At 68.8% G+C, this 21,747-nt stretch carries 22 protein-coding genes; 13 read left to right on the top strand and 9 right to left on the bottom strand.

Going from position 1 to position 21,747, the window contains the following annotated elements; translation table 11 throughout:
• Positions 1-81: 81 nt before the first annotated feature.
• Positions 82-1,869 (bottom strand): AMP-dependent synthetase/ligase, encoded by a 1,788-nt coding sequence (locus ACXC9Q_RS21770; RefSeq protein ID WP_457058451.1) that lies wholly within the window; start codon positions 1,867-1,869, stop codon positions 82-84.
• A 106-nt stretch (positions 1,870-1,975) separates the two neighbouring features.
• Between ACXC9Q_RS21770 and ACXC9Q_RS21765 the strand changes: the two genes are divergently transcribed.
• The 7 genes from ACXC9Q_RS21765 (at position 1,976) to ACXC9Q_RS21735 (ending at position 7,513) form a co-directional block, all read left to right on the top strand.
• On the top strand, positions 1,976-2,446 hold the full coding sequence (locus ACXC9Q_RS21765; RefSeq protein ID WP_457058450.1) for a hypothetical protein: 471 nt from the start codon (positions 1,976-1,978) through the stop codon (positions 2,444-2,446).
• Between the two features lie 11 nt (positions 2,447-2,457).
• On the top strand, positions 2,458-2,889 hold the full coding sequence (locus tag ACXC9Q_RS21760) for an SRPBCC family protein (protein ID WP_328521853.1): 432 nt from the start codon (positions 2,458-2,460) through the stop codon (positions 2,887-2,889).
• A gap of 6 nt (positions 2,890-2,895) precedes the next feature.
• A complete protein-coding gene (locus ACXC9Q_RS21755) occupies positions 2,896-4,209 on the top strand; it encodes an ArsA family ATPase (protein ID WP_457058449.1) in 1,314 nt (437 codons plus the stop codon).
• On the top strand, positions 4,206-4,604 hold the full coding sequence (locus ACXC9Q_RS21750; protein WP_457058447.1) for a hypothetical protein: 399 nt from the start codon (positions 4,206-4,208) through the stop codon (positions 4,602-4,604). Before ACXC9Q_RS21755 ends, ACXC9Q_RS21750 begins: the two co-directional genes overlap by 4 nt.
• Positions 4,595-5,569, top strand: a complete 975-nt coding sequence (locus ACXC9Q_RS21745) for an ROK family glucokinase (protein WP_457058446.1) — start codon at positions 4,595-4,597, stop codon at positions 5,567-5,569. Before ACXC9Q_RS21750 ends, ACXC9Q_RS21745 begins: the two co-directional genes overlap by 10 nt.
• A 64-nt stretch (positions 5,570-5,633) precedes the next feature.
• On the top strand, positions 5,634-6,776 hold the full coding sequence (locus tag ACXC9Q_RS21740; RefSeq protein ID WP_457058445.1) for an ROK family glucokinase: 1,143 nt from the start codon (positions 5,634-5,636) through the stop codon (positions 6,774-6,776).
• Positions 6,773-7,513: an endonuclease/exonuclease/phosphatase family protein gene (locus ACXC9Q_RS21735; protein ID WP_457058444.1), complete on the top strand. Its 741-nt coding sequence runs from the start codon at positions 6,773-6,775 to the stop codon at positions 7,511-7,513. Before ACXC9Q_RS21740 ends, ACXC9Q_RS21735 begins: the two co-directional genes overlap by 4 nt.
• Here the strand turns inward: ACXC9Q_RS21735 and ACXC9Q_RS21730 are convergent.
• The 3 genes from ACXC9Q_RS21730 to ACXC9Q_RS21720 form a co-directional block, all read right to left on the bottom strand.
• Positions 7,503-7,913 carry a hypothetical protein gene (locus ACXC9Q_RS21730; RefSeq protein WP_457058443.1) on the bottom strand — a complete coding sequence of 137 codons (411 nt, stop codon included), beginning with the start codon at positions 7,911-7,913 and terminating at the stop codon, positions 7,503-7,505. The genes ACXC9Q_RS21735 and ACXC9Q_RS21730 overlap by 11 nt on opposite strands.
• Positions 7,914-8,039: 126 nt before the next feature.
• Positions 8,040-8,744 carry a FadR/GntR family transcriptional regulator gene (locus tag ACXC9Q_RS21725; protein WP_457058442.1) on the bottom strand — a complete coding sequence of 235 codons (705 nt, stop codon included), beginning with the start codon at positions 8,742-8,744 and terminating at the stop codon, positions 8,040-8,042.
• Entirely contained in the window at positions 8,741-10,060 is a 1,320-nt protein-coding gene (locus ACXC9Q_RS21720) for an L-fuconate dehydratase (RefSeq protein WP_457058441.1), read from the bottom strand. The genes ACXC9Q_RS21725 and ACXC9Q_RS21720 overlap by 4 nt, the downstream gene beginning before the upstream one ends.
• 138 nt (positions 10,061-10,198) lie before the next feature.
• On the opposite strand from ACXC9Q_RS21720, the gene ACXC9Q_RS21715 reads away from it, so the two are divergent.
• Genes ACXC9Q_RS21715 through ACXC9Q_RS21700 form a run of 4 tightly spaced genes read left to right on the top strand, consistent with a single transcriptional unit; the run spans position 10,199 to position 16,185 of the window.
• The gene (locus tag ACXC9Q_RS21715; protein WP_457058440.1) at positions 10,199-12,541 is read left to right on the top strand and encodes a glycoside hydrolase family 95 protein; all 2,343 of its coding nucleotides are present in this window, start codon (positions 10,199-10,201) and stop codon (positions 12,539-12,541) included.
• Positions 12,542-12,559: 18 nt separating this feature from the next.
• Positions 12,560-13,549: an ABC transporter permease gene (locus tag ACXC9Q_RS21710; RefSeq protein ID WP_457058438.1), complete on the top strand. Its 990-nt coding sequence runs from the start codon at positions 12,560-12,562 to the stop codon at positions 13,547-13,549.
• Entirely contained in the window at positions 13,546-14,466 is a 921-nt protein-coding gene (locus tag ACXC9Q_RS21705) for a carbohydrate ABC transporter permease (protein WP_457058437.1), read from the top strand. The genes ACXC9Q_RS21710 and ACXC9Q_RS21705 overlap by 4 nt, the downstream gene beginning before the upstream one ends.
• A gap of 33 nt (positions 14,467-14,499) precedes the next feature.
• The gene (locus ACXC9Q_RS21700; protein WP_457058436.1) at positions 14,500-16,185 is read left to right on the top strand and encodes an ABC transporter substrate-binding protein; all 1,686 of its coding nucleotides are present in this window, start codon (positions 14,500-14,502) and stop codon (positions 16,183-16,185) included.
• Positions 16,186-16,188: 3 nt separating this feature from the next.
• Here ACXC9Q_RS21700 and ACXC9Q_RS21695 read toward each other — a convergent pair whose 3' ends face one another.
• The 5 genes from ACXC9Q_RS21695 to ACXC9Q_RS21675 are packed head-to-tail and all read right to left on the bottom strand — an operon-like array spanning position 16,189 to position 20,220.
• On the bottom strand, positions 16,189-16,938 hold the full coding sequence (locus ACXC9Q_RS21695; protein WP_457058435.1) for an enoyl-CoA hydratase-related protein: 750 nt from the start codon (positions 16,936-16,938) through the stop codon (positions 16,189-16,191).
• Between the two features lie 22 nt (positions 16,939-16,960).
• Complete coding sequence (locus ACXC9Q_RS21690; RefSeq protein ID WP_457058434.1) at positions 16,961-17,383, bottom strand: YybH family protein; 423 nt, start codon at positions 17,381-17,383, stop codon at positions 16,961-16,963.
• Positions 17,384-17,394: 11 nt separating this feature from the next.
• Positions 17,395-18,624 (bottom strand): ornithine cyclodeaminase, nickel-pincer nucleotide-dependent, encoded by a 1,230-nt coding sequence (locus tag ACXC9Q_RS21685; protein ID WP_457058433.1) that lies wholly within the window; start codon positions 18,622-18,624, stop codon positions 17,395-17,397.
• A gap of 50 nt (positions 18,625-18,674) precedes the next feature.
• A complete protein-coding gene (locus ACXC9Q_RS21680) occupies positions 18,675-19,457 on the bottom strand; it encodes a hypothetical protein (RefSeq protein ID WP_457058432.1) in 783 nt (260 codons plus the stop codon).
• Positions 19,450-20,220 carry an alpha/beta hydrolase gene (locus ACXC9Q_RS21675; protein ID WP_457058431.1) on the bottom strand — a complete coding sequence of 257 codons (771 nt, stop codon included), beginning with the start codon at positions 20,218-20,220 and terminating at the stop codon, positions 19,450-19,452. The genes ACXC9Q_RS21680 and ACXC9Q_RS21675 overlap by 8 nt, the downstream gene beginning before the upstream one ends.
• Positions 20,221-20,492: 272 nt before the next feature.
• Between ACXC9Q_RS21675 and ACXC9Q_RS21670 the strand changes: the two genes are divergently transcribed.
• Both ACXC9Q_RS21670 and ACXC9Q_RS21665 read left to right on the top strand, forming a co-directional pair.
• Entirely contained in the window at positions 20,493-21,275 is a 783-nt protein-coding gene (locus ACXC9Q_RS21670) for a lysophospholipid acyltransferase family protein (RefSeq protein WP_457058429.1), read from the top strand.
• A 35-nt stretch (positions 21,276-21,310) separates the two neighbouring features.
• A complete protein-coding gene (locus ACXC9Q_RS21665) occupies positions 21,311-21,703 on the top strand; it encodes a DUF2237 family protein (RefSeq protein ID WP_457058428.1) in 393 nt (130 codons plus the stop codon).
• Positions 21,704-21,747 lie beyond the last annotated feature (44 nt).

Raw genomic sequence — 21,747 nt, 5'->3', positions numbered from 1 at the left:
CTTCTTCCAACCCGCACGCGGCATGCCCCACAAACTACACCACTGTCATCTTAACTGAACGGTATTGCGGCTAACCCCCGGCTACTTGGCGTACAGGGCCTCGACGTCGGCCTCGTGGTTCTTCATCACGATGTGGCGGCGCAGCGAGAGCTTCAGCGACAGCTCGCCCGACTCCTGGGTCCAGTCGGTCGGGAGGATGGAGAACTTCTTGATCTGCTCGGCGTGGGAGACCGACCCGTTGGCCTCGGTGACGGCCTTCTGGATCTCGGCGATCAGGTCCGCGTCGTCGGTCAGCGAGGCGACGTCGGTGGGCTTGCCGCGCTCGGTGGCCCAGGGGACGACGTTCTCCGGGTCGATCGTGATCAGCGCGGCGATGAACGGCTTGCCGTCGCCGACCACCATGCACTGGCTGACCAGCGGGTGCAGGCGGATCTGGTCCTCGAGCACGGCCGGCGCGACGTTCTTGCCGCCGGCGGTGACCAGGATCTCCTTCTTCCGGCCGGTGATCTTGATGAACCCGTCGACGTCGAACTCGCCCAGGTCGCCGGTGCGGAACCAGCCGTCCGCGTCGATCGCGGCCGCCGTGGCCTCGTCGTTCTTCCAGTAGCCCTGCATCACCTGGCCGCCCTTGAACAGCAGCTCGCCGTCGTCCGCGACGCCGACCGTCACACCAGGAAGCGGCCGGCCCACGGTGCCGACGCGGATGTCGTCGGGCAGGTTCACCGACACCGCGGCGGTGGTCTCGGTCAGGCCGTAGCCCTCCAGCACCGGTACGCCGATGCCGCGGAAGAAGTGGCCGAGCCGGTCACCGAGTGGCGCGCCGCCGGAGACGGCGTACGCGACGTTGCCGCCGAGCACAGTGCGGAGCTTGGAGTAGACGAGCCGGTCGAACAGTGCGTGCTTGGCCTTCAGCACGAACGACGCGCCTCCCTTGTCCAGCGCCTGCGAGTACGCGATCGCGGTGTCCGCGGCGGCGTCGAAGATCTTGCCCTTGCCGTCGGCGTGTGCCTTCTGGCTGGCGGAGTTGAACACCTTCTCGAAGACCCGCGGGACGCTCAGGATGAAGGTCGGCTTGAAGGCGCCGAGGTCGGCGACCAGGTTCTTCACGTCCGAGCTGTGGCCGACCTTGACCCGCATCATCACGCAGCCGACCTGGATGATCCGGGCGAACACGTGCGCCAGCGGCAGGAACAGCAGCGTGCTCGCACCGTTGACGTCGAACAGGTCGTCCAGCACCTTCACCGCCTGGCCGAGCTCGGCGAGGAAGTTCGAGTGGCTGATCTTGCAGCCCTTCGGGCGTCCCGTCGTACCGGAGGTGTAGATGAGCGTCGCGAGATCGTCCGCCGTGACCGCGGTCCGGCGCTTGTCGAACTCGGCGTCGGTGATCTCCTGCCCGAGCACGGTCAGCTGCTCGACCGCGCCGGCCTCGATCTGCCAGATCTCTTGCAGGGACGGCGCCTCGACGCGGGCGGACTCGACCACCGCGCCGTGGGCGGCGTTCTCGGCGATCGCCACGACCGCCTCGGAGTCGGTCAGGATCCACTGGATCTGCGACGCCGACGAGGTCTCGTAGATCGGCACCGTGACCGCGCCGATGCTCCAGATCGCGTAGTCGATCAGGGTCCACTCGTAGCGGGTGGCGCTGAGCAGGGCGACCCGCTCGCCGTGCTTCACGCCGGCCGCGATCAGGCCCTTGGCGACGCCGGTCACCTGCCGCGCGAACTCGGCCGCGGACACGTCCAGCCAGCCGCCTTCGGCCCGCCGGCTGAAGATCGCGGTGTCGGGATGAGAGGACGCGTTCGCCCACACGGGATCGCTGAGGCTCCCGGTGAGTGGCTCGGTCACAGCAGGAACGGTGTACTCACGCATCCGCGTCTCCTCAGTCGGTCACGAAATTCTCGACGTCCGGCGCACGGTACAGTCACCTACCCACAAGTAGCCAGGTTTATGTGACCCAGGGAACTAGGTTCTAGCCATGCCCACGCTCGACATCAGTTGCGACGACTTGGTCGTTGCTGATCCAGCCTACGTCGCCGAGCGGCTCGGTTCGGACACCCTCTGGCGCGAGTGGTGGCCGGACCTCACCCTGACCCCGTCCGAGCGGCGCGGCTCGGAGGGCGTCCGCTGGGCCGTCACCGGCGCCGCCATCGGTACGGCGGAGTGGTGGCTGGAGCCGGTTCGCGACGGGGTCGTCGTGCACTGGTACCTGCGCGTCGATCCGGCCAAACCGGTCCGCGGTCAGGCGCTCGCCAGGCTCAAGGAGCGGTACGTCGCGTCGTACCGGGAGCACCTGTGGCGGTTCAAGGACGAGGCCGAGACGGGCCGCGCCGCGGGCGAGCGCCGTCCCGGATCCGATCCCGCGATAGTCTCCGGGGAGGACACCGAGACCGGCGGTCCCAGCACGACTCGTCCCGACAGTTCACGCACCACCAGCCCTGGCAGTTAAGAGGTGTATCAATGGCGGAACAGACCACCTCGACCATCGTGGTGAACGCGACTCCCAAAGACATCATGGCGGTGATCGCGGACTTCGCGGCGTACCCGGAATGGGCCGACTCGATGCGGGAGACCGAGGTGCTGTCCACCGACGAGGCGGGCCGGCCGAAGCAGGTCAGGTTCAAGGTCGACGCGGGCGCGATCTCGGACGAGTACACGCTGGACTATGTCTGGTCCCGCAACGAGGTGACCTGGACGCTGGTGCGGGCCAAGATGGTGAAGGGGATGGACGGCGCGTATGTGTTGCGCGATCTGGGAGCGGAGGGCACCGAGGTGACGTACCGGCTGGCTGTCGACGTGGCGATCCCGATGATCGGCATGCTGAAGCGCAAGGCCGAGAAGGTCATCATCGACACGGCCCTCAAGGGCCTCAAGAAGCGCGTCGAGTCCTGATCCAGAGTGACTCGGGTTCTGCTGTACACGGGTAAGGGCGGCGTCGGCAAGACGACCTCCGCCGCGGGCACGGCCACGCTCGCCGCGTTGCGCGGGCTGCGCACGCTGGTGCTGTCGACCGACGCCGCGCATTCGCTGTCGGACGCGTTCGACTCCGAGGTCGGTCTCGAGCCGACCGAGATCGACGATCTGCTGTTCGTCCAGCAGATCGACGCGCAGCGCCGCTTCGAGCGGTCCTGGGGTGACATCCAGGCGTACCTGCGGTCGGTGCTGCACATGGTCGGGGTGGACCCGATCGAGGCCGAGGAGCTGACCCTGCTGCCGGGCGCCGAGGAGGTGCTCGCGCTGCTCGAGGTGCGTGACCACGTCCGGTCCGGCCGCTGGGACGTGATCGTCGTGGACTGCGCGCCGACCGCGGAGACGCTCCGGCTGCTCGCGTTGCCGGAGGCACTCAACTGGTACATGGACCGCATCTTCAACGCCGAGCGCAAGGTGATGCGGACCTTCCGGCCGTTCCTGAGTCGTGCGTCGGGGATCCCGATGCCGGATGACACCGTCTTCGACGCGCTGCGGCGGCTGCAGACCGACCTGTCGGACATCCGAACGCTGCTCGCCGGACCGGACGCATCGGTGCGGCTGGTGCTGACGCCTGAGGCCGTCGTGGTGGCCGAGGCGCGGCGATCGCTGACGACCCTGTCGCTGTACGGCTACCGCGTGGACGGCGTGGTCGCGAACCGGGTGTTCCCGGCCGCCGGCGCGGACAACTGGCGGCGGCAGTGGGTCGCGGCGCAGCGCGGCATCCTCGAGGACGTGGCGGACTCGTTCCGGCCGCTGCCGATCTGGGAGTCGCCGTACCGGGCCTGTGAGCCGGTCGGCGTGGAGGAGCTCGCCGCGTTCGCAGTGGAGATGTACGGCGGGGACGACCCGTTCGCCCGTGCCACGGATGAGACGTCGCTGTGGGTGGATCGGCACATCGACACAGACGGCCGGACCTACACGCTGACGATGCCGTTGCCGCTGGCCTCCGCGAACGAGCTGGAGCTGGCGCGCCACGGCGACGAGCTGATCATCACCGTCGGGTCGTACCGGCGCGTGCTGCCGTTGCCGGCGGCACTGGCCCGCGGAGTGGTCGCGGGCGCGCGGCTGGACGACGGTCGCCTGCAGGTGCGGTTCGCGCCGCGCGAGACGGCGCGACCGGTGACTACCGAGCTGCCGAGTGGGAGTGGTCCGCTCGAGTCCGCGCAGGAGCTGGCGCAGGGTTTGACGGCCGAGTTCCACGCGCGGCTCGCCCACGAGGCCGCGATCGGGGAGGGCCGGTGAGTAAGGAGCAGATCGGATCCGTCGCGGAGGAGGCGGCCAAGCTGTTCGCCGTACTCCAACAGGCCGCCGCCGGTCCTGGTGGTACGACGCACGCCGAGCACGCACCCGCGGATGACGAGCAGGAAACGCACGAGCACCACGCCGGCCCCGAGTGTCAGTGGTGTCCGGTGTGCCAGCTGATTCGCAAGGTGCGGAACACCAGCCCGGAGACGATCGAGCAGCTGTCGTCGGCGGCCGCGCACGTGCTCGGGTCCGTGCGATCGTTGCTGGAGGCGGCCGCGGAGGCCGCCCGGCAGGCGCAGGCGGACGCAGCGTCGCGTACCGCGCAGGAGGAGCCGATCCGGTCCCGGGTGGACCGGATCGACGTGAGTGAGGACCCCGAACCATGGGACTGACGATCGGCATCGATGTCGGCGGAACGAAGATCGCGGCCGGCCTGGTCGGACCGGACGGAGTGATCGGTGCCCGCGCGAATCGCGACACCCCGGCGGACTCGGTCGACGGCACCGCCGCGGCGATCTGCGACGCGGCCGCCGAACTGATCGCCGGGCACGACGTGGAGGCGGTCGGGATCGGCGCCGCCGGGTTCGTCTCGTCGGACCGGTCGACCGTGCTGTTCGCGCCGAACCTGGCCTGGCGGAACGAGCCGCTCGGCGCCCGGGTCGCGGACACACTGAAGATCCCCGTGGTGGTCGAGAACGACGCGAACGCCGCGGCCTGGGGCGAGTTCGCCTTCGGCGCCGCGAAGAACGTCCAGGACATGGTGTGCGTCACGGTCGGCACCGGCATCGGCGGCGGGGTCGTGAACGGCGGCGAGCTGCTGCGCGGCGCCCATGGTGTCGCGGCCGAGCTCGGGCACATGCGCGTCGTACCCGGTGGGCATCGGTGTGGTTGCGGGGCTCGGGGATGCCTGGAGCAGTACGCGTCCGGGCGGGCGCTGGTGCGGGAGGGCCGGGCGCAGGCGGAGTCGGGTTCGCTGAGCGCGATGCAGATGCTGACCGTCTGCGAGATCTCCGACCCGGCCGAGCTGACCGGGCCGATGATCACCAAAGCGGCAGCCGCGGGCGATCCGTGCGCGGTGGAGCTGCTGGAGGAGCTCGGGCGGTGGCTGGGCGAGGGGCTGGCGAGTCTCGCGACCCTGTTCGACCCGACGCTGATCGTCGTCGGCGGCGGCGTGAGCGCGGCGAGGGAGCTGCTGCTGAAGTCTGCCGAGATGGCCTTCGAGAAGGTCCTCCCGGCCAAGGCGAACCGTCCGCACCCGACGTTCAGCGTGGCCGAGCTGGGCAACGACGCGGGCCTGATCGGCGCCGCCGACCTGGCCCGCCACCCGGCCCCCGTTCCGGAGAAATCCCGGTCATGAACAGGACACGGGATACTGGAGGTAGTCCGGCGGGGGCTGGGGGTACGGCGAGGAGGGTCGTGCAGTGGCTCTGACGCAGGCTTTGACGATCGGGATCGACATCGGCGGGACCAAGGTCGCCGCCGGGGTGGTCGACCCCGAGGCCAACATCCTGGACCGGGTACGGCGGGATACGCCGACGACGGACCCGAAGGAGACCGAGGACGCGATCGCGGAGATCGTCCACGATCTGGAGTCCCGGCACGACGTGATCGCCGTCGGCATCGGCGCGGCCGGATTCGTCGACGGGACGCGATCGTCGGTGCTGTTCGCACCGCACCTCGCCTGGCGGCACGAACCGCTGCGGGACGCCGTCGAACGCCGGCTCGGCCTGCCGGTCGTGGTCGAGAACGACGCCAACGCGGCCGCGTGGTCGGAGTGGCGGTTCGGCGGCGGTCAGGGCGAGAGCCACCTGGTCTGCGTGACGCTCGGGACCGGTATCGGTGGCGCGATCCTGAACGACGGCTCGTTGCAGCGCGGGAAGTTCGGCATCGCCGGTGAGTTCGGGCACATGCAGGTCGTGCCGGGTGGTCATCGCTGCGAGTGCGGCAACCGCGGCTGCTGGGAGCAGTACGCGTCCGGCAACGCGCTGACCCGGGAGGCGCGCGAGCTGGCGCGGTCCGGATCACCGGTGGCGCACAACCTGCTCCGCGCGGCCGGTGGCGATCCGCGCAAGATCAACGGACCGATGGTGACCGAGCTGGCCAAGGACGGCGACCCGGTCGCGGTGGAGTTGCTCGAGGACGTCGGCCGCTGGCTCGGCATCGGGCTCGCCAACCTGGCTGCTGCCCTCGACCCCGGCACCTTCGTGATCGGTGGCGGCGTGTCGGACGCGGGTGAGTTGCTGCTCGCGCCGGCGCGGGACGCGTTCAAGCGGACGCTGACCGGTCGTGGGTTCCGCCCGGAGGCGCGGATCGTGCGCGCCGTCCTCGGCCCGGAGGCCGGCCTCGTCGGCGCGGCCGACCTGGCCCGGGAAGAGGCGACCTGGCTGCGCCGGGTCCGCGTCAAGACGACCGCCGTCACCGCGAAGACAGCCGCCGCCCGCAGCCGCTCCACCCGCCTCGAGCGAGCCGCTCGCAAGTCCGCCGGCCGTCGTACCGGAATGCGCGCCGCGGCCGCCGACGCCGACCTGCACCACGCCGACCTGAACGGCGACCCCGACGCATGAGGCACGAGCCCACCGACGACGGCTCGAAGCTAGGCCCGGTCGGTGGTACGACGATGCTGCGGGTGCTGTCGTACAACGTGCATCGGTGGGGTGACGACCGTACGGCGCTCGCGCGGGTGGTGAGGGCGTGCGCGCCGGACGTCATGCTGGTGCAGGAGGCGCCGACCTGGTGGGGGACCCGGCGGAAGCGGCGCGCGATGGCGGCGAGCTTCGGGATGCGGTACGTCGTCGGCTCGGCCCGCAACGCGATCCTGGTTGCCGACGGCACCGATCTGACCGAGCCGCTGCACTGGCGGATCTGGCGGCCGTTCGTCCGCCGGCGGCTGAACTTCATCGCCACCCAACTGCCCGGCGGCGCCGTCGGTGGTCACGTCGCGCTCGGCTCGACCCGGCTCGCCCTGGTCGTCTGCCACCTCGGTCTGCACATCCGCGGCCGCCAGCACGAACTCGAACAGGTCCTGAAGGGCTGCCGCTCCTTCAACCTGCCCTACCTGCTGGCCGGCGACCTCAACGAGGAACCCGACGGCCCGGTCTGGAAGCGCCTCGCCGAGGAGGGCCTCACCGATCTCGGAGCCGACGCCGGCCCCACCTTCAACTCCACCAACCCCCACAAACGCATCGACGGCGCCCACCTCTCACCGCAACTGACCGGCCGCATCGTCAAAACCCCCGCACCTCAAGAAGACCTGGCCGCCGCCTCCGACCACCTCCCCATGCTGATCGAGCTCAGTTCCTGAACTCCACCAGCGGCTGAGTGACCACCTCGCGCCAGCGCTCCCGATGACCGGTGGAGTGCAGGCGGTAGTAGAGGGTTTCGCGGCGTACGTCGTCTGCCGCGCCGGAGTGGCCGCCGATGTTGTGTGCCAGCAGGTAGTGGGCGAAGAGGACGCTGCCGGCCGGGCCGGTGGCCTGGATGGGGTCGCCGAGGGGGATCTTCGGATACGGCCCGGGGTTCATCTCGTCGAGGCGAGTGAGGGCGTCGGCGCCGTGCTCGGCGAGGTAGGCGCCGAGCCGGAGATGCGTGCCGGGCCAGACGTAGAGGTTGCCGCGGTCGGGCTCGTCATGACCGGTCAGCCACAGTCCGGCGAGGCGGCTCGCACTCCAGCATCCGCGCGACGACCTGCCGTCCCACCGCAACCTCGTCGTCGGTCAGCACCGCCGGGACAACGACGTACCCCTGCTCCCGAAACTGCGCCCGCTGCCCCTCGGTGATCTCCGGCATGCCAGCCAGTCCACCAGTGGCGTCATGCACCGGCAAACGAATTAGTGCGCCGGCTCCGGTGGCCGCTCGTGCAAGTAGTCCTCGACCGCGAACAGATGCGCGGCCATCCGGGCGCGGGCACGGTCGGGGTCATGGGCGGTGAGGGCCGCCAGGATGGAGCGGTGCTCGGCGTGGGTGGTCTCGTCGGCGCCCAGCTGGCTGATCGAGCGCCACAGGCGGTCGCGGGTGGTGCGTCCGCCGAGCGCCTCGATCAACGCCGCGAGGACCGGGTTGCCGGATGCGCGCCCGATGATCTGGTGGAAGGCCATGTCGTTGTCGATCACGGTCTCGTGGTTCGGTTCGTCCTTCGCGAGCTCGGCCTCGATCCGGAGCAGCATCTGGTCCGCCGCGGCCAGGTCCTCCGGGCTGATCAGCCGCGCCGCCAGCGCGGCCGCCTCGGTCTCGAGCAGCCGCCGTACGGCGTGCAGATGGTGCGCGCCGCTGTGGTCCTGCAGATCCACGACGAACCCCATCGGTGCCAGCAGCAACGACGAGTCGAGCGAGGTGACATAGGTCCCGTCGCCCTGCCGAGTCTCCAGCACGCCCATCACCGACAGCGCCCGAACCCCTTCCCGCAAAGGGTTCCTGGACACCCCGAGCGCCTCGGCGAGGTCCTTCTCGACCGGCAGCCGGTCGCCGGGCCGGAGCCTGCCCTCGATGATCAGCTGCCGGATCCCCTGGACCACCACGTCAGTCTGGGACCTCATGCCACCGGTTCCGGGACTTCCCGCGACAGCCAGTACGTCCCGGTCCGGAACGTGTACGCCGCCAGCGACTCACTGTGCATCTCGGCACTGTAGCCCGGTGCGGTCGGCAACACATACGCTCCGCTCCGCACGACACACGGCTCGACGAAGTGCTCGTGCAGATGATCGACGTACTCCGTGACCCGGCGATCGAGCGACGCGGACACAGCCACGTAGTCGAAGATCGACAAGTGCTGGACCAGCTCGCACAACCCGGCCCCGCCGGCATGAGGACACACCGGTACGTCGAACCACGCGGCCAGCAGATACACGGACAGGACCTCGTTCACGCTACCCAGGCGGGCTGCGTCGAGCTGGCAATAATCGATGGCGCCGGCCTGGAACAGCTGCTTGAACAGCACCCGGTTCATCCCGTGCTCGCCGGTCGCGACGCCGATCGGTGCGACCGCCTTCCGGATCGCCGCATGGCCGAGGATGTCGTCCGGGCTGGTCGGTTCCTCGATCCACAGCGGGTCGAACTCAGCGAGTGCCCGCACCCACTCGATCGCCTGCGGCACGTCCCACACCTGGTTGGCGTCGATCATCAGGTTCCCGTCCGGTCCGAGCACCTCGCGGACGATGCCGCACCGCCGGATGTCGTCGGCCAGGTTGGCGCCGACCTTGAGCTTCACATGTTTGTAGCCTGAGGCAACGGCTTCCTCGGAGAGCCGGCGGAGCTTGGCATCCGGGTAGCCGAGCCAGCCCGCCGAGGTGGTGTAGCAGGGATAGCCCGTGGTTGCGAGCTCCTCGATTCGATGCTTGCGGCCACCTTCGCGCTCGGCCAGGAAGGCGACGGCCTGCTCCGGGGTGAGCACATCGGACAGGTAGCGCAGGTCCGCGGCGGCCACCAACTGCTCCGGCGACATGTCGGTCAGCAGGCGCCACAGCGGTACGCCGGCCCGGCGCGCGGCCAGATCCCAGACGGCGTTCATCACCGCGGCCAGCGCCAGGTGTACGACGCCCTTGTCCGGACCGAGCCAGCGCAGTTGGCTGTCCGACTGCAGCTCGCGGTAGACGGCACCGAGGTCGGCGCAGAGTTCGTCGACGTCGCGACCGATCAGCGGCTCGGCGCGCTGGGCCGCCGCGGCGACGCAGAGGTCGTTGCCGCGGCCGATCGTGAACGTGAAGCCGAACCCGCGCAACTCCGGGTCGTCGGTGTGCAGGACGACGTACGCCGCCGAGTAGTCGCCGTCGGCGTTCATCGCGTCCGAGCCGTCCTGGGTCAGCGAGGTGGGGAAGCGGACGTCGACGGTCTGCGCGGACGTGATCCGAGGCATGGGACCCCCTGAAACATTCGACAATAGATGGGATCTTTGGATCAGTTTCTTGAGCCACAGTATGGACCATGCGCTGCGAGAGCGCTACGATCCCGGCAATTCATAGGATCAATCTCCCCATGCTGGAGGCATCCCGGTATGAGCGACCTGGTCTACGACCGCCCTGCCGACACCTGGCTGGAGGCATTGCCGCTCGGCAACGGCCGGATCGGGGCGATGTGCTTCGGCGGCGTCGGCACCGACCGGATCGGACTGAACGACGAGACCTGCTGGTCAGGCAGTCCGGAGACGGCGCGCCTGCTGTCCGAGCCGCTTGGTGCGATCGGCGCCGACGCCGTGCAGGCGGTGCGCGCGGCGCTGGCGAGTGGTGACATCCGTCGCGCGCATGAGCTCTGCCGCGGCTTCCAAGCCGGTTACTCGCAGGCGTATCTGCCACTCGGCGACCTACTGCTCGACCTCGTCGTCGACGGCTCCACGCCGGCTGCCGCGGACACAGCGCAGTACCGCAGGGAGCTGGACCTGGACGCGGCGACTGCGCTGGCGACGTACGAGATCGGGGGAGTGGCCGTCCGGCAGGAAGTGTTCGTGAGCGCACCGGCCGGCGTGCTCGTCGTACGCATCAGCGCGTCGAAGCCAGGTGCGCTTGGCCTCACAGCGCGGCTCACCTCGCAGTTGCGCTCGCGATCGCACGTGGCCGACGAGAGCGTCGGGCTGCTGTTGCAAGCCCCGGCCGATGTCGCACCACCGCATCGCGATGTGCCGGAACCGGTCCGGTACTCCGACGGCCCGGATCGCGGGATGGCGGCGGCGATCGCACTGCGCGCCCGGACCGACGGTGCGGCGACCGCCGACGAGACCGGTCTCACGATCAGTGGAGCCAGCGAGCTGACCTTGATCCTCGCCACCGCGACCGGGTACGACGGCCCGTCGGTCCAGCCGACCCGGTCGGCAGAGGAGTGCTTCGATCGGGCCGACGCGACGACGCGGGCCGCCGTGGACCGCGCGTACGACGAACTCGCCGCCGAGCACCGGCGAGACCACCAGGAGTTGTTCCGCAGGTCGTCGCTCGAACTGGACGGCGTCGGCGCCTCCGACCTGCCGACCGACGTGCAGCTTGCCCGGGCCGTGGAGGAGGACGATCCGGCGCTGGCGGCGCTGGTGTTCAACTACGGCCGCTACCTGATGATCGCGAGCTCGCGTGCCGGTGGGCTGCCGACCAATCTGCAGGGGATCTGGAACGACATCCTCCAGCCGCCGTGGAGCAGCAACTACACGGTGAACATCAACACCGAGATGAACTACTGGCCGGCCGAGACCACCGGTCTCTCCGAGTGCCACGAGCCACTGCTGGCCTATATCGAGCACCTCGCCGTGGCAGGTCGTCGTACGGCGCGCGAGCGGTACGGGTGCGGTGGCTGGGCGGCGCACCACAACGCGGACGCGTGGTGCTGGACGCTGCCGGTCGACGGTGACCCGCGGTGGTCCAACTGGCCGATGGCGGGTGTGTGGCTGGTCCGTCATCTGTGGGATCACTACGCGTTCACCGATGACGTCGAGTTCCTGCTCCGCGCGTGGCCGATCTTGCGGGGCGCCGCCGAATTCTGCCTGGACTGGCTGGCCGAGCAACCCGACGGCAGCCTGGGTACGGCGCCGTCGACCTCACCGGAGAACACCTACCTGGACGCCGAGGGACAGCCCGCGTCCGTGACCGTGTCGTCGACGATGGATCTCGCGCTCATCGCGGACCTCTTCGACCGCTGTGTGCGGACCGCCGAGGTGCTCGAGCTGATCGATCCACTGGTCGAGCGGTTCGCACTGGCCCGCAAGCGGATCCCGGATCCGTCGATCGGTAGCCGTGGGCAACTGCAGGAGTGGGCCGCGGACCTGCCGGAGGAGGACCAGCATCACCGGCACATGTCGCATTTGATCGGTCTGCACCCCGGTGACGCGATCACGCCGGACGCGACGCCGGCCCTCGCGGCGGCCGCGGCGCGCACGCTGGACCTGCGCGGCGACCGGGCCACCGGCTGGTCACTGGCGTGGAAGATCAACCTTCGCGCCCGGCTTCGCGACGGAGCCGCGGCTCATCGGCTCGTGCGTGCGTTCCTGAATCCCGCTGACGACACCTCGACCGACTACGTGGGCAGCGGCGCCGGCGTCTATCCGAATCTGTTCTGCGCGCATCCGCCGTTCCAGATCGACGGGAACTTCGGGGCGACCGCGGGAATCGCGGAGATGCTGCTGCAGAGCCACGCCGGCGAGATCGAGCTGCTGCCCGCCCAGCCGGCCGAGTGGCCGGCCGGACGCGTCACCGGACTGCGGGCACGCGGCGGGGTCACCGTCGACATCGCCTGGTCACCGGATGGTGTCGAGGCGGTGCTTACCGCGGACCGGGACCAGGAACGCGTCGTCCGGCTGGGCGATCGGCGGATCCCCGTCACGTTGCCGGCCGGCGTCGCCCACCGACTGAGCCTCAGCTGATCCGGAGAAGGAGACCCGATGGCCACGTTGACAACCATCCCGCCGCCGGCCGGTCAGCTTCCGCCGTCCCGGCGCCGGCGACAGCGGGAGCGCCCGGGCGTGACCGGTCTGCGCCGCAGCCTGCGACGGCACTGGACCCTGTACCTGCTCATGGTCGTGCCGCTGATCTGGTTCGCGGTGTTCAAGTACATCCCGATGTCGAACGCCGTCCTGGCTTTCAAGAACTACAGCCCGGTCAGAGGTATCTGGGCGAGCCCCTGGGTCGGCTGGCAGAACTTCGAGCTGTTCTTCCGGAACCCGGTGTTCTGGACCCTGGTGAAGAACACCTTCCTGCTCTCGGTCTACACGGTCGCGGCCAGCTTCCCGATCGCGATCATCCTCGCGCTGGCCCTGAACGAGGTCCGCACCGGACTGTTCAAGCGCAGTGTCCAGCTGGTGACGTACGCGCCGTACTTCATCTCCACCGTGGTGGTCGTGTCGATGACGATCCTCGTGCTGTCACCGCGGCTCGGCATCGTCAATGAGGGGCTGGGCTTCTTCGGGGTCCCGGCGATCGACTTCCTCGGCAACCCGGACTACTTCCGGCACATCTATGTCTGGTCCGACGTCTGGCAGACGACCGGGTACTCCGCGGTCATCTACCTGGCGGCGCTGTCCGGCATCGACCCGGCGCTGCACGAGGCGGCGAAGGTGGACGGCGCGGGGCGGCTGCGGCGGATCATTCACGTGGACCTGCCGGGCATCATGCCGACCGCCGTGATCATCCTGGTCCTTGCGGTCGGCAACATCATGGCGATCGGCTTCGAGAAGGCGTTCCTGTTCCAGAACCCGCTGAACCTGAGCCAGTCCGAGATCATCGCCACCTACGTCTACAAGACCGGCCTGCTGAACGCCGACTTCAGCCTGGCCACTGCCGTCGGGTTGTTCAACTCCGTGATCAACCTCGCCCTGCTCCTGATGGTCAACGTGATCGCCAAGCGGATCACGGGGAACGGACTGTGGTCATGACGACGATCGTCGAGCGCCGGCTGGCGCGCGCACGCCGGATCCGCGAGTCGCGGACCGACCGGATCTTCCTGATCTGTGTGTACCTGCTGCTGGCGGTGTTCCTCACGGTCGTTCTGCTGCCGCTGCTGTACATCGTGGCCAGCTCGTTCAGCAGTCCGGCGGCGGTCTCGTCGGGGCGGGTGCTGTTCTGGCCGGTGGAGTTCTCGTTGCGCGGGTACCAGGCCGTGCTGAGCAACCCGCAGATCCTGCAGGGGTACGCGAACTCGTTGTTCTACACGGTGGTCGGCACGATCGTCAGCGTCACGCTGACAATCGCGATCGCCTATCCGATGTCGCGACGATCGCTGGTCGGCCGGAACGTCGTGATGACGCTGATCCTGTTCACCATGCTGTTCACCGGCGGCCTGATCCCGACGTACCTGGTGGTCCAGTCGGCCGGCCTGCTCGACACCCGGTGGGCGCTGATCATCCCGCAGGCGATTGGGGTCTGGCAGGTCATCATCGCCCGGACCTACTTCCGGACCGCGATCCCGGACGAGCTGGTCGAGGCCGCGGAGCTGGACGGCTGCGGCGACCTGCGGTTCCTGTGGGCGGTGGCGATCCCGCTGGCCAAACCGATGATCGCGGTGGTCGCGCTGATGTACGCGATCATGCAGTGGAACTCGTACTTCGACGCGCTGATCTACCTCAAGAACCCGGACCTGTTCCCGCTCCAGCTGGTCCTGCGAAACATCCTCATCCTCAACACCTACAGCGGTGGCGCGGTCGACGCGTCGGTCATCCTGCAGCGCCAGCAGCTCGCCGATCTGCTCAAGTACTCGCTCATCGTCGTGGCGAGCGTCCCGGTGCTGCTCATCTATCCGTTCGTCGCGCGCTACTTCACCAAGGGAATCATGATCGGCGCCGTCAAGGGCTGATCCTTCGCACCATCTCGACCCCTGTGAGGGACCATGTCTGTTCAGTTCCGACGTTCCACCACGGCCGCGATCGCCGGCCTGACCCTGCTGTCACTCGGCCTGGCCGCCTGCTCGGGCAACGGCGGGACGGCCTCCGGTGACTCCAAACCGCTGCCCACCGTCACGGGCAATCCGGCGGTGACGCTCGATGTCTTCGCCCCCCAGGGGCCGGACTTCAACCTCGCCACGAACGAGTTCACCAAGCTGGCGAACCAGAAGTTCAACATCACCTTCAAATGGCAGACCACCACGTACGACGCCGGCCCGGCCAAGGAGAAGCGGCAGATCTCGCTGGCCAGTGGTGACTATCCGGACCTCTACATGCTGATCCCGTGGGTCGACCAGTTCACCCAGGCCGACCTGCTGAAGCTGGCGAACCAGGGCGCCGTCGTACCGCTCAACCAGCTGATCGACCAGTACGCGCCGAACATCAAGAAGGCGCTCGACGCAACGCCGGACTGGAAGGCGATGGCGACCGCCCCGGACGGCAAGATCTACGGCATGCCGCAGTGGGTGGACTGCTTCCACTGCACCTACCAGGACAAGCTCTGGCTGAACTCCACCTGGTTGAAGAAGCTCGGCCTCCAGCAGCCGAAGACAACTGAGGACATGCGCAAGGTCCTGCAGGCGTTCAAGACCCAGGACCCGAACGGCAACGGCAAGGCGGACGAGATCCCGATCAGCGCGGACGTCCGCGACAGCCTGATCCCGTACTTCATGAACGCCTTCATCTACGACCCGCAAGGCACCAGCGGCAACAACAACTCGACCCTGGTGCTGAAGGATGGCAAGGTCGACATCCAGGCGAACAAGGACGGCTGGAAGGAGGGGCTGGCCTACCTGAACTCGCTGTACAAGGAAGGTCTGATCGACAAGGGCGCGTTCACCCAGAACGCGGACGCGCTGCAGCAGCAGGGTGACAACGCCGGCGCCGTGGTCCTCGGCTCCGCCACTGTGCTGCACCCGGGCATCTTCGTCACCATCGGCTCGCCCGACGGACGCGACAAGCAGTACGACGCGGTGCCGCCCCTGACCGGCCCGAAGGGCGCGAACTTCACCGGCTACAACTTCCCGAGTGTGCCCGGCGCCACCTTCGTGCTGACCAGCAAGGCGACCCAGGAAGAGCAGATCCAGGCGATCAAGCTGCTCGACTACATCTTCACCGAGCAGGGCGAGATCAACGGATTGTTCGGCACCGAGGGCAAGACCTGGGCCAAGCCGCAGACCGGCGAGGTGGCGCTCGACAAGACACTCACCCCGCTGTACCGGCAGATCCCGCAGAAGGCCGGCGCGAAGCCCGCGAACACGGCCTGGCAGGCACTCGCGCAGTACAACAACACCGCGACGTTCCGCGCGTCCGAGTCGGTCAGCACCGACCTCTACTCCCAGGCAGGCTATGAGCGCCGGCTCTTCGAGGCGACCAAGCTGTACTCCGGCAAGGAGGACAAGGCGCAGACGTACCCGTACTGGAAGGTGTGGATCGACCCGTCGCTCGGCAGCGAGGTCGCGACGCTGCAGACCAACATCGAGAACTACGTGCAGCAGAACTCGCTGCAGTTCATCACCGGCTCGAAGGACCTGAACAAGGACTGGGACGCCTACGTGAAGGGTCTCGACGGTCTCGGCCTGAAGCGCTACCTGGAGATTCAGCAGACCGCCTACGACAAGGTGCCGAAGTAGCCGCTAGCCCCGCTTGCGGTTCAGGAAGGCGAGCATCGCTTCCTGGGCCGCGGGCGAGCCGAACAGGTCGGCGGAGAGCCCAGCGAGGTCCTTGCCGCGGGCATCGATGTCTGCGAGGAGCTCGCGGTTGAGCAGCTTCTTGCTCTCCCGGAGGCCTTGCGGGGCACCCTTCAGGAGCGCCTGCACGACCGCGTCGACCCTGACGTCCAGGTCCTGGTCGGGCACCGCGCGGGTGACGAGACCGAGGCGCGCCGCCTCGGTCCCGTCGAAGCCGTTGCCGGTGAGGAAGGTGTACGACGCCGCGCGATCGGTCAGCCGGGGGAGCACGGTCAGCGAGATCGTCGCCGCGGCCAGGCCGAGCCGGACCTCGGTCAGCGCGAACGTAGCGCTCTCGCCGGCGATGCTGATGTCGGCCGCCGCGACGATGCCGATCCCGCCCGCGCGCACCGGCCCGGCGACCCGCGCCACCACCGGCTTGGGGTTGGCGACGATCGCGCGCTGTACGTCGACCATCCGCTGCGCGCCGACACCCATGCCGACCGTGGTCGCCTCGGACAGGTCGGCGCCGGAGCAGAACACGTCCAGCGCCGAGCGGATCACGATCACCCGGACCAGTTCGTCGTTCCCGGCGCTGTCCAGCCGCTCCAGGAGCTCGCCGGTCAGCTGCTGAGAGAGCGCGTTCTTGTTGTGCGGGGAGTCCAGCGTGATCGTGGCCACGCCGTCGGTCACATCCAGCTGCACGAGCTCGGTCATGCCCACATCCAACACCACCCGGTCAGGGGCCCGACGGCGACGCGGTAGGGCTGAGTGGATCGGCGTGCCGGTGAGCGATCTTCCACTCACCGTCCTCGGCGCGGAAGACCATCGTGGCCCGCAGCACGTGCGGGACCGCCTCGATCTGGCTCAGGTGCCGGACGGTGCAGCGTTCGATCGCGACGGTGTAGGCCGTATCGGAGCCGACGTGCTTCTCGAGGTACTCGAACTCGACCTTCGCGCCACTCGGCCGGAACTGCGAGGCGGCCCAGGCGTACCGCGGCCCGATCTGCGACCAGCCGACCTCCTGGCCACCGAACCCACCGAAGATCGAGCTCTGCTCGCTGCGCGACACCAACGGCAGCCACAACGAGACATCGCCATTGACGAAGGCCGTGTTGGCCTCCTCGAACCGGATCAGGAAGGCCTCGAAGCTCTGTGACATCGCCAGGAAGTCTACTTGACCTCGGCGTACGACGGGGACAGTTCGCGGGCCAGGTGTTCGACGAAGAGGCCGACGTCGGTGACGATGCCGCGGGCGTGGGACGAACCACGGTCGGCCAGCTTGGTCACCGTCGCCGGGTTGATGTCCACACAGGTCAGCGGGATGGACGCCGGCAGGATGTTGCCAGTGGCAACGGAATGCAGCATCGTCGCGGCCATCAGGCAGTAGCCGACGCCGGGCAGTTCGGCGCGCATCGCCCGCTGGCCCTCGAGCACGTCGGTGTACACGTCGGGCAGTGGGCCGTCGTCGCGCACGGATCCGACCAGGACGAACTTCTTGCCCATCTTCACCAGTGCGTGCATCACGCCCGAGGTGAGCACCCCTTGGTCGACCGCGGCCGCGATCGAACCCGCCTTGCGGATCGTGTTGATCGCGCGGATGTGGTGCTCGTGACCGTGCTCGACCCCGCGGCCCCGGTCCAGGTCGACGCCCAGCGACGTGCCGTAGAGCGACGACTCGATGTCGTGCGTGGCGAGCGCGTTCCCGGCGAAGAGGACGTCGACGAAACCGGCCTCGACCAGCGCGACCATGGCCGGTGCCGCGCCGGTGTGGACGATGCCCGGGCCGCCGACCCAGAGCACCTTCTCGCCGTTCGCCTTCGCCTCCCGCATCCCGTCGGCGACCTGGCGGACCAGGACCCGCTGAGGCTTCTCGCTGGAGACGTCCGACTCCATGAAGCCGAAGCCGCCCTCGGGGGTCTCGGCGATCGGGGGAGTGACCCGGACGCCCTGGGCGCTGGTGATGATCCGCATGCCGGCCCGCACCTCCGACATCGGGATGGTGCGGACGTCATCCCCCTCGACCAGCAGGCCGCAGTCCATCTCCGGGTTCCGCACCTGGACCCAGTGGCCGTGCAGCCGGACGCTGGTCGGCAGGTTGGTGGTCGAGTAGAAGCCGTCCGGGAAGACGCCGTCCTGGGCCACCGCACTGATCTCCGGCTCGCCGGGGTTGACCAGGTTCGCGCCCTTGGTCTGGATCCGCATCAGCAGCCGCTGGAGGGCTTCCTCGTCCTCGGCGCCGACCGTCATCCGGACCGTGGACGGGTCGTCCTTGTCGTAGCCGAGGTCGAACTTGTCCAGCGTGTAGTCACCGCCGTACCCGCGGATGTCGTCGAGGACCCGGGACAGCAGCCCGGTGTCCATCAGGTGGCCGGTGATCTCGACGGTCTCGGTGACCTGCACGGGTACCTCCCTCGGAAGTCGTCGGATTGTCCGACGATCCGCACTCTAACTCAGACGACCGCCCCGTCGTCGGGCGTGTCATCTGGTGGCAACCGATCCTTCATCCGGATGACCAGGGTGAGGAAGCCGCCGACGAAACCGACCACCGCGAGCGTCGTGATCCGGCCGGTGCCGAAGTCGAGCACCGCGGCCGCGATCAGCAGCAACGGGCCGCCGATCAGGCCGAGCCAGGCGAGTCGGCTGATCCAGTCCAGCCGGGGACCGCGCGGCGGCTCCGGCGGGACGAAGTGGTCGTGCGGGTCGTCGGCCTTCTTCGCCGGCTCCTCGTCCTCGTCCGCGGCCTTGTCCTCGAAGGTCAGACTCGCCGGTACGTCGATCAGCGGCTCGTACTTCTCGTCGACGTCCTCACTGGCCGGCCACCGCGGCACCGCCGTGTCCCCGCTGTCGTGCCCGGGTGCGGACGGTGCGCTGAACTGCTCGACCAGCGACGCCCACTCGGCGTCCTCGGTGCTCCGCTCGATCACCGGCCGGGCCCGGTCCACCGCGTCGGCGTCGACGAAGATCTCCTCGAACCCGGCCGGCACCGCCGCCGGTTCCTCAGCCTTGGCCGGGGCTTCGGGCTTGTCGGACTCCGCCTCGGCCCGCGGTTCGTCGGCGGAGTCCGGCGTACGGGCGTCGACGTCGGACGTCTCCGTGGTCCGGGGCTCGCCGGGAGATCCGCAGTACGCGGCGATGCCGGCGTCGGCCAGGGCGGCCAGCACCGGCTCGGCGACCAGTGGGTCGATACCGCCGAGTGAGCTGTACTGCGCCGCCGTCAGTCCGTTGTCACGCATCGCCACGACCGCTCAACCGGCGGATGAAGGCCGCGGAGTCGGCGAAGATCCGCGGAGCGTCGTTGTCCAGAGTTGCCACGTGATAGCTGTCCTCGAGCAGGGTCTCGGTCACGTCGCGGGACGAGATCGAGGACAGCACCGTCCTCCCCGAGCTCGGTTCCACCACATGATCGACAGTACTGCGGAACAGCAGCACCGGCTGCGTCACCTTCCCGAGATCGTCCCGGGTGAGCTGCCAGAGCTGGGACAGCGAGAGCAGTGCGCGCAACGGCATCCGGTCGTACGCGCCCTCGTCGGCGCCCGGCTGCTTGATGTCGTTCGAGATGCCCGGGAACGACGGCACCAGCCGGGACAGCACCGGCAGCAGCACCAACCGCTTGTCGTCGGTCCGCACCGAGGGGTTGATCAGGACCAGACCGGAAATGTCCGCGCCGTGCTCCTCGGCCAGCCGCAGGACCAGGCAGCCGCCCATCGACAGTCCGATCAGGAACACCTGGTCGTGCTCCTTGCGCAACCGCTCCAGCTCGTTGTCCAGGACGGCGTACCAGTCCGGCCAGCCGGTCTTGTTCATCTCCTGCCAGCTGGTCCCGTGACCGGGCAGGCGCGGCACGGCGACGCCGTACCCCTCGGCGGCCAGGTGTTCGGCGAACGGACGCATCGACTTCGGTGACCCGGTGAATCCGTGACTGAGGAGGACTCCGACGGCGGCGTTCTCCCCGGTCCCGGGACTGCGGTATTCCTCCGCGTGGCCTTGCACTGGCACGTCGACTCCTCGCCGGTCAGGGTCCTCACAGGCGGCCAGATCACGGCCGGGGTCACGACTGGATCTGTGCGCCAGCCCATGGTCGCATCTGGGCTGCGTCCAGTCTGCATCCAGGTGACAACACGGTGAGCAACACCCGCATTCCTGGCGGTGACATTGCCTGAGGGGGAAGCTGGAACGTAATGTCCTGCACCGACGGTGGGCGCCGGCGCTGTCGCAACTGTCGCCGCGGGCGGACACTGGGTACTGGGCCGAGTGTACGTGACGGACGAGTGACGGAGGTGAAGGCGATGCTGTACCTGTTCCTCAGACGGTTCCTGGTCGCACCGTTGGTGAAGCTGCTCTTCCGCCCCAAGGTGACCGGGCTGGAGAACATCCCGGCCGAAGGCCCGGCGTTGCTGGTCAGCAACCACCTGGCGTTCTGCGACTCGATCTTCCTGCCGGTCGCCGTACCACGCCAGATCGTCTTCCCGGCCAAGTCGGAGTACTTCACCGCTCCCGGGCTGAAGGGGAAGCTGGTCGCGACCTTCTTCCGGTCGGTGGGCCAGATCCCGATCGACCGCTCCGGCGGGCGGGCCTCGCTGGCCGCGCTGAACACCGGTCTGGACATCCTGAAGAAGGGCGAGCTGTTCGGGATCTACCCCGAGGGCACCCGCTCGCCCGACGGCCGGCTCTACAAGGGCAAGACCGGTGTCGCCCGGATGGCGATCGTGGCCGGCGTCCCGGTGATCCCGGTCGCGATGATCGACACCGAGAAGCTGCAGCCGCCGGGCACCATGATGCCGCAGTGGCTGATCCGTGAGCCCGGCCGCCGGCTGCCCCGGCTGGTCCGCCCGGGCGTGGCAATCGGCAAGCCGCTCGACTTCTCCCGCTACGAGGGGATGGAGCGGGACCGGTTCGTGCTCCGCTCGGTCACCGACGAGATCATGTACGCGCTGATGGAGCTGTCCGGCCAGGAGTACGTCGACATGTACGCCGACAAGGCCAAGGAGCTGATCAAGGCCGGCGAGTCCGTCGACGAGCACCTCCGCCTCGGCGACACCAAGGCCAGCTGACGGTCTTTGCCACCCGTTCGGGTCAGGATGTCGCCATGGACAGCGACCTGAACGTCCTCGGCGAACCGCTGGCGGAGTGCGGGACCGATCCGGTCACCGGCTTCTACCGGGACGGCTGCTGCACGAGCGGCCCAGAGGATCTCGGGAGTCACACGGTCTGCGCCGTGATGACGGCGGAGTTCCTCGCCCATCAGACCTCGGTCGGAAACGACCTGGTCACCCCGCGCCCGGAGTTCGGCTTCCCGGGTCTCGCGCCGGGTGATCGCTGGTGCGTGGTCGCGGTCCGCTGGCTGCAGGCGTACCACGCCGGCGCCGCGGCTCCCGTCGTACTGGCGTCCTCCCACGCCCGCTCCCTGGACACCATCCCCCTGTCAGTCCTCCGCGAACACGCCGTCGACGTACCCCCCGACCCCGGCGCCCTCACCTGATCCCGCTGGATCTGGGAGGTTTTTGCCGGGATAGCGCCAGAAAC

Source organism: Kribbella sp. CWNU-51 (assembly GCF_054073265.1).
The sequence above is the reverse complement of the archived record's forward strand: the minus strand, read 5'-3'. Positions and strand labels throughout refer to the sequence as shown.

Coding starts and splice junctions, on each gene's coding strand:
- ACXC9Q_RS21770 (WP_457058451.1), bottom strand. CDS start 1,869: ATGCGTGAGTACACCGTTCCTGCTGTGACCGAGCCACTCACCGGGAGC.
- ACXC9Q_RS21765 (WP_457058450.1), top strand. CDS start 1,976: ATGCCCACGCTCGACATCAGTTGCGACGACTTGGTCGTTGCTGATCCA.
- ACXC9Q_RS21760 (WP_328521853.1), top strand. CDS start 2,458: ATGGCGGAACAGACCACCTCGACCATCGTGGTGAACGCGACTCCCAAA.
- ACXC9Q_RS21745 (WP_457058446.1), top strand. CDS start 4,595: ATGGGACTGACGATCGGCATCGATGTCGGCGGAACGAAGATCGCGGCC.
- ACXC9Q_RS21735 (WP_457058444.1), top strand. CDS start 6,773: ATGAGGCACGAGCCCACCGACGACGGCTCGAAGCTAGGCCCGGTCGGT.
- ACXC9Q_RS21725 (WP_457058442.1), bottom strand. CDS start 8,744: ATGAGGTCCCAGACTGACGTGGTGGTCCAGGGGATCCGGCAGCTGATC.
- ACXC9Q_RS21720 (WP_457058441.1), bottom strand. CDS start 10,060: ATGCCTCGGATCACGTCCGCGCAGACCGTCGACGTCCGCTTCCCCACC.
- ACXC9Q_RS21715 (WP_457058440.1), top strand. CDS start 10,199: ATGAGCGACCTGGTCTACGACCGCCCTGCCGACACCTGGCTGGAGGCA.
- ACXC9Q_RS21710 (WP_457058438.1), top strand. CDS start 12,560: ATGGCCACGTTGACAACCATCCCGCCGCCGGCCGGTCAGCTTCCGCCG.
- ACXC9Q_RS21705 (WP_457058437.1), top strand. CDS start 13,546: ATGACGACGATCGTCGAGCGCCGGCTGGCGCGCGCACGCCGGATCCGC.
- ACXC9Q_RS21700 (WP_457058436.1), top strand. CDS start 14,500: ATGTCTGTTCAGTTCCGACGTTCCACCACGGCCGCGATCGCCGGCCTG.
- ACXC9Q_RS21695 (WP_457058435.1), bottom strand. CDS start 16,938: ATGACCGAGCTCGTGCAGCTGGATGTGACCGACGGCGTGGCCACGATC.
- ACXC9Q_RS21690 (WP_457058434.1), bottom strand. CDS start 17,383: ATGTCACAGAGCTTCGAGGCCTTCCTGATCCGGTTCGAGGAGGCCAAC.
- ACXC9Q_RS21680 (WP_457058432.1), bottom strand. CDS start 19,457: ATGCGTGACAACGGACTGACGGCGGCGCAGTACAGCTCACTCGGCGGT.
- ACXC9Q_RS21665 (WP_457058428.1), top strand. CDS start 21,311: ATGGACAGCGACCTGAACGTCCTCGGCGAACCGCTGGCGGAGTGCGGG.